Here is an 11881-nt window from a genome sequence, read left to right as displayed (position 1 = left end):
AGATCCATGGACGAGGACAAGAACTCCTTTAATAAGATTCTAAGCATTAATTAAACAATTCTTCACAGGGTACCTATTATTAAATATTATTGGAATACCTTTTCCTAACCAATAATTATTATCTTCAGAATATACAACCTGAATATGAAAGTGAGGTCTTGACGAATACCCTGAATTGCCAACTTGCCCAAGGTAATCTCCTACCTTCAGCTTTTCTCCAAGGTTCACTACAATAGTGTCCTTTTTAAAATGATATAAAGATATATAATAATTACCATTCTTGATAGTAATTTGATTGCCACTTTTATTGGGTAATTTCCCATATGGAATATTATCATCTTCATTTAAGATTACTTCTACTACCTCACCTTCTACAGGACTATATACTCTTTCTCCATAAATATTGTAGTCCTCATTAGAGGATGATAGTATTTTACTTTTTGCAAAACCATATTTATTCAATTTTATTATATCTGTAGCAAAGCGCATAGAATAGTAATTTTTTATATTTTCTCTTTTCCATCCATAGTAATGATAATTGCTAAAATAAGACTTTTTGCCATCTCCACCATCAATAACTAAAAATTGACCATTTTTAAAGGGAAAGGCTAAGCTAAAGCAGTTCTTTTTTTTGATTTTACTTAAGATAATACTAGTATCAATTATAATAAAAACTATAATCCAAATAAATGTTTCAGATCGATTAGTTAGGTTGCTTAATTCACCAAACGCAAGGTTTGGAGTAAACATGATTCTATAAATAATCAAAAGAATGCCAATTATTATTAAGAAGTAATATATATATCTAAGATAAAAATTCGTATATTCCCAATAGCAAAAAGAAAAAAGAAAAAAGAATATCACGAGTACATATATTGCTAATAAAACATATTCATTTATGGTATCACATCTTCGAATAAAGATTTTATATATTAACTCAAATGGCAATATTATCTGCAAATACAAATTTCCCAAAAAAACAGCTGGCTTACTTGATGCCATATTATCACCCCACAGTTTATCTATTTTTCTCTCCTTACTTTCATACTATATTACTTATTCGCCACCCCTCTACATATTCCTCTATTTTTTTAAAAATTGTCATAATACAAATTTCGACAAAAGAAAAAAGGCTTATATAAAAGCAAAATGTATCCTATAGAGTAGATATTAAAAAAGTCTCTTCTATAGGATACACTTTAACTTATTAAATACCTTTTGATAACTATAATCTCTTACAAGATATAAGCGTTTATCATAAGTTACACATATTATGTTCATTTTGTTTGTATAAATTAATTCGCAATTTATCGATATTCGGAGTACTTATCATACTCTTCTTAATCAGCTCATCAAACTCATTTTGGAGGTATATCATTTCTTCCTGTGCAACTGATGTATGCTTTGCCATAGTAACTTCTGCAAGCTGTGTTCCCATAACAATTTTAAAAATCCTAGCAAGCAAGAAAGTGGGAAGTGTAAAATAGTTTAACTTTGACGGAGTAATCTTAATTTTTAATGCCTTCAGTACCGAAAAACCCTCTTTGATGCCTTTTACCATTATGGCAACATCAAAGTATGCTCTTGACAATTCATAATTGCTGCAATTATAACCATATAATGAGTTTCCTATGCTTGTTACTATTGCCACATGTGTCTTCTGCCAAGCATCCATGTTATTACAATACACAGATGGAATCCCTGCTTGATTGAACATTTTAATGATTTGGTTTACACGCTCTGTTTTATGACAATGATACTCTCCAAATTTAGTTGTTTGAAAAGCACGCATCAAACCTCTGCCAATAAAATAGTGAACTTCTCCGTTTTTTCGTTCCCCTCCTGCAGAAGGAAATCCTATTATAATTCGCTTTTCATCAATCTTATCTGCATAGTCAGCATAGCCTAAAGCTGTATTAACCATAAAGACAATATTGGATGATTTGTTTTGCGATAAAATCGGCAAAACATCTTCAACTTGTGTTCTCTGCATAACTACAAATATATAGTCGTAAACGTTATTAGGCTCAAGTGTTTCAGTCACACTCACTTTGGCAACTTCTCTTTTCCCAGTTTTAGGATTTATAAGAACAACGCCATTACTTTTTATTTCACTATACCGGTCTCCTCTGGCAAGTATAGTGACGTTTTCCCCTGACAAAGACAGTTTGTTTGCAAAAATACTTCCAATTACACCAGCACCATAAATCAGTATATTCAAAATATCACCTTCTTCACAAATATAGAATAAGTTTTCTTTAGTACTCATAATACTATTACTATATATGATTTTATCTTCTAAAATAATCCCTAAGAAATACCCCTGATTATATCTAACTTCTCTCCATATGGTGGAATGTGCGTTATCCATATTGCATCTGCGACGTCTCTTATGATCACAGGTGGGATACACTTTACCTCGAAGACTTTCCATCCCCACCCCTACAGAAATATTCGTGTTATAGGAAGTAGTGACATCTTTCATTCCAATAATCCCTCAAAAGGTCCTAAAGAATGCGAATTAGGTGAAACTAATGATTATGCTTAAAATCCGAATCTATAATTTTTTTGGTGCTAATTAACAGTTAAATTTTAACATCTATTGGAAATCTATTTGATAATCACAGCCTCCAAGGAATCCATGTGCTAAAAGCCATTCCAACGATAGGGAATAATCAGCTTCAATAGTATAAGTTGTATTCAGTGTTTTTGCCTCAAGAAGATGGAGAATTTGCTCCATATCAATAATACCCTCGCCAAGGGGCCAGTGATAATCCCAATTTCCATCATTGTTATGTATGTGTGTATGTCCGATAAAGCTACCAAGGATGCTTATCCAATCGGCAACATCCACATTTGAATTAGAACAAGCATGACCTGTATCCAAACAGAGCATTACCCGTTTATCGTTGATTTTCTCACAAAGCTCTGCCATTATATAAGGATCATTGTCCACAAAATTTTCTATGTAAATATGTAAATTTTCTGGCTTGTCCGACATATATTCTTGCCATAAAGCAATAGATCTATGAAGCCATTCTCGCATATTACTATGCCCGGGGATATAATCCGAATGAAATACAATATGATTGATACCCAGAGTCTCTGCAGTGGCAAAAGATTGGTTGTATAATGCTATAATATCTGATGTAGATGCCTCTGCAAGCATCTTTAAATCCGTTCCAAGAATAGCTCCATGAAAAATAAGCTTGTTACATCCCTGAATCAATCCAACGCATCGGTCAAATAACGTTTTACCTTCATCTAAATCTATGTTAGCATTAAAGTACGCATAGTCATCTAACTCAATGCCGAACCCAAATTTTTTTGCAACTGCCGCCGCATTTGGATTGTGAGTGTTTAAATAAAGTCTATCCTTCATAATTTTCACTCCTATACAATTTATTCTGATTCTTAGTGCATCCTTATGCAAACATATTTTTAATAATTTCATTTAGCGTACTAACAATTCCTTCATTTTCTTCCCACTTATCTTTTGTCACATCTAAGTCTGAAAGGTTGAATTCTCTTTCTAGAACATCTTCATAACTTATCCAGTTTAGCTTAAGCAACTTAATTCTTACCAAAATATTATCTGGATATCTGCATCCATTTTGTTTTCTTTTTTCTAATTTTGACATAATAATATCTTTTAAAATTGAATTAGTATTTGTATACTTATTCATCTTGTATCCGTATAATCTCGACTGAGGATTTTGTTGAAAAATCCTATTCTTTTAATAAATTATTTACTCTTCTACACACTTTTCCAGCATTGGAAGATTCAATCTTTTTATCCATAACTATTCATCTCTTGATTATATCTTACGTATTAAACCATCATGGCATAGTCTGTCGTATAACGCCCCAAAGCTTAGTTGCGTCGGACTTTCCCCAAAAAATCCTTATACACTGTTTCGCAACCACAAATTCTATATTTAGCCAATTTTAATACTCTAACTAAATTAGTATCTTTGTATAACTCAATTGCTTTTTATAAATAATATAATATTTCTTACCCTATATATTCCATATAATAAAATTCATCTTCTGAATTATTAAAGGTCCTCTTCATATATTTATCTTTAATTTCAAAGCCAACGTTGTTATAGCAATTAATAGCTCTTTTATTAAAACTTCTTACTTCAAGTGCTATCGTATTATTAGGAAATCTCCTTTTGCATTCTTTAATTAATAATTTCATAATATTTTTTCCGTAGCCTTTTCCACAAAAAGATGGCTTTAGTCCAATTCCTATATATACTTTATCTGCCTTTAAACTTATCCTGCCATAAGAAATCAATTCATTATTTAAATGTATTGAAATAAATTCCAATTTCCTTTTCTTTTCGATTGATAAACCCCATCCGTTCTCCACTACAGCATCCCAGTTCGAAAAATTATATATCGAATATTCTCCTTCATATCTCCAGCTACAAATCTCTTTAGCATATTCTTCTGATAACTCCATGAGAATATAATTCTCCATAAATATCTCTCCTTAGTAAAAATATAAAATAAATAACAATATTCCAAGGCAACCAAAAATTCACTTTGGAATGGCCTGTAACATACCAGTATTTGCACCCTCCATGAACCAGACCCGAAATCTTACGCCTTAGTGAAGCTTTGCTCCCGGTGAAGGAATGTGGTGCACAACTCCCTAAGATTACACCTCGTGCATCTTTACGTGAATATCTTGTTAGACGTTGTATTTACTATAAATCTTTAAAGTCGCTATACAATTTTATAATTTATTTAATAAAATTTTCTTTCTATTTTAAATGTGGGTGAAGTAATAAATCCTACTGTAAAAACAATAAACATCATCAAATATGCCACTATTACTACTACGGTTCCATCTATTGTATTTGTAAATAAATTTACAACCTTACTTCCCCAACTTACGAAACCAAGCACATAATGTTGTGATATTCCGGCAACAAAAAAATTCCTATTTATATCATCTACGAAAATAAACTGCCAGATATATAAAGCTAATGAAATCGCCCATATAACATTGCCTAAAATAAAACTCTTTATTTTTTCTATTGTTAAACTTCCAAACTGTCTTCCTACCCAAAACCATAAAACCACAGAACTAAATGTCCATAAAGATAAAAGTACACTTGAAATAGTTAATAATAATGAGGAATTCAAGCTAATTCCATAACCCATTAAGCGATTAATTATTTCACTAGCTAAATAAGGCACTATTAATAACAAAATCAACTTATAGTTAATATTTTTTTTCATTCTATCCCCTCCATCCCGCACCCTTGTGCAGAAACATTATTGTATAATGGACCGAGCCCCCGTGCAAAGCTAAGGACAATAAGGATACTGCAGCCTCATATTTCTCTTTATTAGCATATAAAGGATGTGTTTTAACTTTATAATTTTTACTAAGATAATGTCAACTTCTTTACTTGTAACATTAAATTTTATTACATTTGAGAAATTTTCTCAGATATAAAACTAAATAAATATCCTAGCACTATACATAACAATGCAAATATTGCTATTTTAAACGCATTGAATCCTGGCAAAAGAATTAATCCTAGAAAGCCACCTATTGCTATTGCAAGTACTCCTAATACAGTTCCTATAACGTTCTAGGGCTTATTGACGTCGAACTTTCCATATACTATCTAATTCCCGATGTGGATAAGCCTCTCTTATAAGAAGTAGCCACACCTTTCCACCTATAATACTTCACATAATAAGAATGTTAAGAATTAAATTTTGAATTGTCTGTACCCCATTTTATCTAATGCTTTATTGAACATCATAGGAAATTCTTCTGGATTTTTAAGTGTTTCAAAAACTGCACTTTTGCCAAAGCAATCATGTATTATTCCCCAAATATCATTTCCAAAACTGTATAATCTAAAATGTTTCAATTTAGGAATTTCTTCTTTACTTTGTTCTTCAGTATAAGTGTTCATCCAATATTCTGATATGAGTTTTTCCAATTCATCTACCGATTTAATATTATTATTTCTTATATCACTTATGTCTTTTCTGAAATGAGTCATTGTATTATAGAAATCATCATTTAAGTATTTCCAAGTAAAAGTATCCAATCCTTTGTTTTTAACTCCACTGTAAATACTTTTTGACAATATCCCTTCAGCATTGTTACAATATTTTACCGCCAATCCTTCTCCTGAAAAATATAGATAAAATAATGACTCAAGAGATATATTATTTAAATCCATTTGTTCATATATTGCATTTATTCCAACATGATGTACTTCGTGAGCAATAGTAGAACAAAATTCACTAATTGTTTTATCTTTGGCTAATTGCAAGAAATCGAAATGCATACCATTCTGATGAACGTATCCAAAGCTCTGCCCTATACCAATTGTAAAAATAAAGTTTGAATCTGGAAGTTTTATATCCTCTGGCAATCCCTTTAAAGCAATTGAAATCTGTTCGTTAAACAAACTCGTTGTTAGTAAACTCTTTAACTCGATTAATTTTTCTCTATAAAAATCCAAATTAGTTAATAAGTCTTTATAGTAACTATGATGAGTTTTTAAATCTATATTTGTAATATCATTTTCATTTAAATTACTTAAATCTAGTAAATAGTCAGTGTACTCATCTTCAGATACCCTGCCCTTATAACGCCCGAATTCAAACTTATAATCTTCATGTTTTAATATGTTCTCTATATCCTTTTTTTCAACGTTTCCTGTAGTCAGTTTTTTACATAGTTCAAGCATATTTTTAATACTTGAGAAACGAACGGAAAAATCCATAATAGCCCTCCTTATTGCTTCATATTTTCCTACAATTATGTAACATCTCAATTTTATCAATCCATATCCCAACAAGCAACATCGATATCTTCATTTTTTATAACGTCTGAGTATTTTCGATGTCCCTGAACCGGACCCTAGACCCTTGTATAAATGCGTTGTTAGACTGAGCTACTTACCTCAAACTTATTTATCACTAGTCTTAATCTCTCAATCATTTCCTTAGTGTCTCAATCACTTAATAAAACATCTTTATCAAAAGATAAAAAATGTACACTAATTAATTTTATAGCATTTGACTTCTTATTTCTTCTTCATTCTCAATCATAAATTGATAACTCTTATCCATAAATTTATCTATGAAATTATTTTTATATATTTCATCTAGATAATCATATATTAGACATACATTAACATCATATATATTGGAATAACTATTAGCATTAAACTAATACAACATGCTGCTGTATATTTTTCGGTCTGTCGTCCTTCTTTAATAGCTTTTATCGCCCCAATCAGATTAGTAACAAATATGATTGGAGTGAACCAAATTGTGTAAAATCCAACCCCCACTAAAAATTGCATTTTTTCATCCTCCTATCTTTTACAGTAATGTAAATAATGCAAGACAATTGTTAGCTTTTGATTCTTCACAATTATAGATAGATGGTTTAATATATTATTTTAGATTTTTATTAATATATATATTCAATGCTTGTAGCGCTTTGAATGATACAAAGATTAGTGATGTATAAAGTAAAATTTCCAATATCGATTTAATAAAACCTAGAATAATACTTAAATAACCAAACCCACCTATAAAACCTCCCATATTTTGCATCATAACAATCCTCCTTATTATTTAAGAATTAAGTATCACTTTGTATTCTAACCCTCCTCCGGGACATGTCCATTCAGCATGGACTATCAGGCTTTGTCAAACACTATATCTTTTATTTATTGCATATAGTATAAAGGGAAAGTCTTAAATTCTATTTATAATCAGATATAGTTATTCTAAGTTTAGATTTTGCGGCATCTAAATTTGAAAAATTATATATTCCAAATTCTCTAAATGCATTTTCAATTATTGAATCAAGATTAATTTCATAATTTTTATCTCTCTTGAAATCATTCCCAGTAGTTTAAATATTTCTTCCTGACTTAAATCTATCTTATTTTCAGAGGACAAGCTATTAATTCGGTTAGTTGAGCCATGTGCTTTAGCTCTTCGAATACTTGACACCATTTCTGCCAAAGCAGACTTGGACATTTTGTTAGCAGAAGTGTTTTAATAGTGTCTTTCCTCTATCTTTTAAACTTTTTTAAATACAATTTAAATACCCTGCAATAAATGCTGCTTGTAATTTTTTAACTTCCTCTTTAAAATGAACATGATCTGAATAAATATCCGTACCTAAATTTTTAGTAAAATTATATATGTCTATGCATGGTATGTTGTATTCTTTCATTATTTGTTTAGCAGCATTATCATAATTATCTACATCTTTACTATATCTTAAAAACCCTTCTTTTCTTAAATTATGAATTGCATCTATGATAGGTGTCAATCCAATCCATATAATTTTATTTGCCATCATTTTTGATATTTTAATTATCTTGATTAAATTTAACTTGTATTCTTCTAAGTCAACTTGAATCTTATTTGAATATCTATCAACTCGAATATCATGTAACCCACAATTGATAACCAAAATATCATATCTAGCATTTTTTTGATACTCTTCTATTAAATACTCTAGAACCATTCTACTATCGCCTGCATTACCTCCAATTGGTTTATCCGAATCCGTTAACGCCTCTTCTATACCTCTTTTTCTATCATAATCAAATTTATCTTTTATCATTTCTCTAAGGTATGGTCCATAGTGCATTGATACACTATCACCTATAACAAATATTTTTTGCCTTTCCATCTATACTTCTCCTTGCTTACTTTTTAAAATTTATAATGTATTAATTTAAAAATATATTTCTGTACTGATGTTTTGGACTTTAGCGCATCTTAGCCTAGTTGCTTGGGGAAAAGATGTGTTGTGGCTCATCTTCGGAGGCTTGACTCTACCACAACTAACTCAAATCCATTGTTATGTGTATTATTTAAACTTTCTTTTTTTCAAAAGGTATTCTTTAAAATTATTCATTATTTCACCATTACTCCAGTAGGACATAACCTCTTCATAAGGTATATCTTAAACAGGCACATCATAACCTTCAGAAATAAAAAGTTGTTCAATTGAAGTACTGCCTTTGGCACTAAGTTTGTAGGCTAATTTTCCTTGATATGATCCAGTGAAGAGATGTCTCTAAATCTTATGTTATGTGATCGTGACTATGACTTTCATTATCATGCCTGTAAGGCAAGTAATATTAGCTAACTATTATCTTAAATGGGGATGAAAGTTCTCCTTTCACATACTCACAACTTGTACTATTCCTTATTTTAATTTACTGTAATAAAGGTAGCTTTCATATTCTAAAATTACACTTCCATTACTACTATATTGGTTAAATAAATCTTGTAACTCTGATATCATAGACTGAAAATGATGATCTTCTTCATTTGGCATATATGAAAAAGAGGCTAATTCTCCTTTTAATCTCTCAAAATCAGCTTTTTGATGATTAGGAAAAACTTTTGTATGTATAGTTCTATCATCAAAGAACTGTGACATAATGTCATCATCATTTGACTCGTTGGTATAGCTTGCTGCATATCTTCTAATAAGTTCTAGATATTCATGCATAAATCCATATGACTTTCTATTTCTGAAATTCCATAGTAAAACAACCATCCCATTAGGCTTAAGTATTCTAAAAAATTCTTCTTTTGTAGGTTGCGGGGAGAACCAGTGAAATGCTTGTGCTACTGTAATAATATCAATTGATTCAGATTGTAACTTAGTGCTCTCAGCAGACCCATCAATAGAATAAAAATTCTCATAGTCTTCAAGCAAATATTCTGCTACTTTCCTCATCTCTGGATTTGGTTCTACAGCATATACTGTATTCCCATTATCCAAGAACATTTTAGTACAAATTCCTGTGCCTGAACCTATATCAGCTATTATTGAATTTTTATTAAGATCAGCAACTTCATGTAGATAACCAATTATTTCATTAGAATACCCTGGTCTATACTTGGCATAATTATGAACTCTATCACTAAATCTTTTCGTCGGGTTTAACTCTTCTGAACTCATGTTTAATACCTCCATATTAATTAATTACACATAACTATTGTTTTTACGACATATGTCATCTAATATACCCTTTAGATTAAGCTCCTCAATCTATTCTAACAATTGTATTAAGCAAACTTACAATAGTTCATATGCTTTTTTAAGCTACATTAGTATGTATTTCTATAGTCTTTGAAATAGAATAACCTAATGATTCTTGCATATATCTTAAATCAATATATCCTTCCAATAGATGTGTTGGAAAAGAATGTACTAGAGTATAAATCAATACATATTTCTTTATTCCTAATTTTATTTTAGCATTCTCTAATAATCTTTGTACTGTCCTTTCAGCTATAAATTCCTTTGGATTTTGTCTAGCAAATAGTCATATTCCACTTCTTATCTTTACTTTTATGCATAAAACTTCATATTATATTACTAATTCGACAATCTTTTCTATATTCCTTTATTTTTTGTAATGCAAATTTCGACAAAATAAAAAAGACTTCTATAAAAGTCTAAATAAATTATAGGAGTTTTTTTGAAATTCATTTTACGTAAGGTTTAAGTTAAAATAGAATTTTTCTATAGATTATAAATAAAGCATCTAATCTTTCAATTAAATGCTTCAGATATTGTGATCTCCCCTATAGTATGTATAATTTTCTGTGTAAACATATATACTCTATTTTTTCAGACCTAATTTAACTAATTTTATATAATGTTGGATATCTTTTATAGTTGGACTAAAATAAAAGGACGCATTGCAACACCCACATCTCCAATAGGTATTCCCATCTATTGCATACTTTTGTCCATGTATACATGTGCCTTTTATACGATTCGAGCACCCTATGTCACTCCATAAAAAAATTTGTTTAACAGAATCTGGACACTCTTTTAAATAATCTAAGCATTTCGATACATTTCTAATGCGAAGATATAAAACAAGTTTTGTTTTATTAGATGACATTAAGTAATGGTAGGGTCCTTTTTTTCTCACTTCACTTTCCTTACTATAGTAAGCATAACCAGGACCCTCGTTTGATTCTCTATGCCCTGCATAATAACCCATTTCACTAAGCACTGCATCCATGGCATAAACAAATTCTTTCTCCTGCTTTGTATGCATTTTATCAGCGATTATATCTGCATCATTTCCATAATTCACAGTATTCATATCATCTTGAAACAATTTATAATGACAACTAAGAAAATCATTAATTCGGTTTGTTATATGAGCCTTATCCGCCATTAGTTTCAATATAGTTAAAACCTGTACATTATCAGGATATAATATATAGATGCTTTCACTTGCAATTTTATAATTTTTTAAACCATCAAAGCAAAAACCATGATCACTCAGTCTTTCAAAAATTATGGGAATATTTCTAATGTCATTTATTGCTTTAAATTTATTTGAATCTACAATAATAGTTCCGCTATGCAAATCTCCAGTAATCAAAAGATAATATAGGAGCCTAAGCGGACGATATGCCGCACTTCTCGACTCTCTCGCCTCTTTAGTAGAATACTTATACTCCAGTAATCTATGCAGAGGCATCCCATAGGTCTCTGGAAATTCAGCAATATTACCATATATATTGGTAAACATATTCCATACTTCTTGAAATGCAGAATTAAATTCTTCCTTTGACATATTCTTTAAAAAGCTATCATGAATCTCAAGGCTATTAGGTAATCGGACAACTTCGTCCTGCCTTACTTTTGCCCATTCCTGTATCCAATAAATATTCTCCATCATCATACCCCTCCTTTTTCACAGGTTTTTATTATTATTTCTGCTCAATATCCGTATATATGAAATACCTCGTCTTTTCAAACCAAAATTCAATATCGTCAGCTACTAAAATTTATTATCTATGTTCCATAATAACATATTAA

At 30.3% G+C, this 11881-nt stretch carries 13 protein-coding genes and 1 pseudogene; all 14 read right to left on the bottom strand.

Going from position 1 to position 11881, the window contains the following annotated elements; translation table 11 throughout:
* Nucleotides 1-39 precede the first annotated feature (39 nt).
* The 14 genes and pseudogenes from KQI38_RS17450 to KQI38_RS17385 all read right to left on the bottom strand — a co-directional run bounded on the left by KQI38_RS17450 (nucleotide 40) and on the right by KQI38_RS17385 (nucleotide 11741).
* Entirely contained in the window at nucleotides 40-750 is a 711-nt protein-coding gene (locus KQI38_RS17450; protein ID WP_216561644.1) for a M23 family metallopeptidase, read from the bottom strand.
* Nucleotides 751-1255: 505 nt separating this feature from the next.
* On the bottom strand, nucleotides 1256-2434 hold the full coding sequence (locus KQI38_RS17445; protein ID WP_216561642.1) for a ketopantoate reductase family protein: 1179 nt from the start codon (nucleotides 2432-2434) through the stop codon (nucleotides 1256-1258).
* 165 nt (nucleotides 2435-2599) lie between these two features.
* On the bottom strand, nucleotides 2600-3382 hold the full coding sequence (locus KQI38_RS17440) for a sugar phosphate isomerase/epimerase family protein (RefSeq protein WP_216561640.1): 783 nt from the start codon (nucleotides 3380-3382) through the stop codon (nucleotides 2600-2602).
* 43 nt (nucleotides 3383-3425) lie between these two features.
* On the bottom strand, nucleotides 3426-3686 hold the full coding sequence (locus tag KQI38_RS17435; protein WP_216561638.1) for a hypothetical protein: 261 nt from the start codon (nucleotides 3684-3686) through the stop codon (nucleotides 3426-3428).
* 329 nt (nucleotides 3687-4015) lie between these two features.
* Nucleotides 4016-4489 (bottom strand): GNAT family N-acetyltransferase, encoded by a 474-nt coding sequence (locus tag KQI38_RS17430; RefSeq protein ID WP_216561636.1) that lies wholly within the window; start codon nucleotides 4487-4489, stop codon nucleotides 4016-4018.
* Between the two features lie 269 nt (nucleotides 4490-4758).
* Entirely contained in the window at nucleotides 4759-5256 is a 498-nt protein-coding gene (locus tag KQI38_RS17425) for a hypothetical protein (RefSeq protein WP_216561634.1), read from the bottom strand.
* Nucleotides 5257-5738: 482 nt separating this feature from the next.
* Nucleotides 5739-6770, bottom strand: a complete 1032-nt coding sequence (locus tag KQI38_RS17420; RefSeq protein ID WP_216561632.1) for a DUF5700 domain-containing putative Zn-dependent protease — start codon at nucleotides 6768-6770, stop codon at nucleotides 5739-5741.
* 399 nt (nucleotides 6771-7169) lie between these two features.
* A complete protein-coding gene (locus KQI38_RS17415) occupies nucleotides 7170-7355 on the bottom strand; it encodes a hypothetical protein (protein ID WP_216561630.1) in 186 nt (61 codons plus the stop codon).
* A 94-nt stretch (nucleotides 7356-7449) separates the two neighbouring features.
* Nucleotides 7450-7614, bottom strand: a complete 165-nt coding sequence (locus tag KQI38_RS17410; RefSeq protein ID WP_201259682.1) for a hypothetical protein — start codon at nucleotides 7612-7614, stop codon at nucleotides 7450-7452.
* Between the two features lie 243 nt (nucleotides 7615-7857).
* A complete protein-coding gene (locus tag KQI38_RS17405; RefSeq protein WP_216561628.1) occupies nucleotides 7858-8043 on the bottom strand; it encodes a hypothetical protein in 186 nt (61 codons plus the stop codon).
* 52 nt (nucleotides 8044-8095) lie between these two features.
* Complete coding sequence (locus tag KQI38_RS17400; protein ID WP_216561626.1) at nucleotides 8096-8707, bottom strand: SGNH/GDSL hydrolase family protein; 612 nt, start codon at nucleotides 8705-8707, stop codon at nucleotides 8096-8098.
* A 522-nt stretch (nucleotides 8708-9229) separates the two neighbouring features.
* Nucleotides 9230-9994: a class I SAM-dependent methyltransferase gene (locus tag KQI38_RS17395; protein WP_216561624.1), complete on the bottom strand. Its 765-nt coding sequence runs from the start codon at nucleotides 9992-9994 to the stop codon at nucleotides 9230-9232.
* Between the two features lie 139 nt (nucleotides 9995-10133).
* Nucleotides 10134-10349: pseudogene (locus KQI38_RS22880) on the bottom strand (site-specific integrase); the annotation flags it as partial.
* Between the two features lie 312 nt (nucleotides 10350-10661).
* A complete protein-coding gene (locus KQI38_RS17385) occupies nucleotides 10662-11741 on the bottom strand; it encodes a hypothetical protein (RefSeq protein WP_216561622.1) in 1080 nt (359 codons plus the stop codon).
* Nucleotides 11742-11881: the final 140 nt, after the last annotated feature.

It is taken from the genome of Tissierella carlieri, assembly GCF_018917285.1.
GTDB lineage: Bacteria > Bacillota > Clostridia > Tissierellales > Tissierellaceae > Tissierella > Tissierella carlieri.
Note: the sequence above shows the minus strand (reverse complement) of the source record. Positions and strands in the feature narration are given on the sequence as shown.

Bases quoted from the DNA above. Each gene is read 5' to 3' on its own strand.
- KQI38_RS17440 (WP_216561640.1), bottom strand. From the start codon at position 3,382: ATGAAGGATAGACTTTATTTAAACACTCACAATCCAAATGCGGCGGCA.
- KQI38_RS17405 (WP_216561628.1), bottom strand. From the start codon at position 8,043: ATGTCCAAGTCTGCTTTGGCAGAAATGGTGTCAAGTATTCGAAGAGCT.
- KQI38_RS17425 (WP_216561634.1), bottom strand. From the start codon at position 5,256: ATGAAAAAAAATATTAACTATAAGTTGATTTTGTTATTAATAGTGCCT.
- KQI38_RS17400 (WP_216561626.1), bottom strand. From the start codon at position 8,707: ATGGAAAGGCAAAAAATATTTGTTATAGGTGATAGTGTATCAATGCAC.
- KQI38_RS17410 (WP_201259682.1), bottom strand. From the start codon at position 7,614: ATGATGCAAAATATGGGAGGTTTTATAGGTGGGTTTGGTTATTTAAGT.
- KQI38_RS17430 (WP_216561636.1), bottom strand. From the start codon at position 4,489: ATGGAGAATTATATTCTCATGGAGTTATCAGAAGAATATGCTAAAGAG.
- KQI38_RS17450 (WP_216561644.1), bottom strand. From the start codon at position 750: ATGTTTACTCCAAACCTTGCGTTTGGTGAATTAAGCAACCTAACTAAT.
- KQI38_RS17445 (WP_216561642.1), bottom strand. From the start codon at position 2,434: ATGGAAAGTCTTCGAGGTAAAGTGTATCCCACCTGTGATCATAAGAGA.
- KQI38_RS17420 (WP_216561632.1), bottom strand. From the start codon at position 6,770: ATGGATTTTTCCGTTCGTTTCTCAAGTATTAAAAATATGCTTGAACTA.
- KQI38_RS17435 (WP_216561638.1), bottom strand. From the start codon at position 3,686: ATGAATAAGTATACAAATACTAATTCAATTTTAAAAGATATTATTATG.
- KQI38_RS17415 (WP_216561630.1), bottom strand. From the start codon at position 7,355: ATGCAATTTTTAGTGGGGGTTGGATTTTACACAATTTGGTTCACTCCA.
- KQI38_RS17385 (WP_216561622.1), bottom strand. From the start codon at position 11,741: ATGATGGAGAATATTTATTGGATACAGGAATGGGCAAAAGTAAGGCAG.
- KQI38_RS17395 (WP_216561624.1), bottom strand. From the start codon at position 9,994: ATGAGTTCAGAAGAGTTAAACCCGACGAAAAGATTTAGTGATAGAGTT.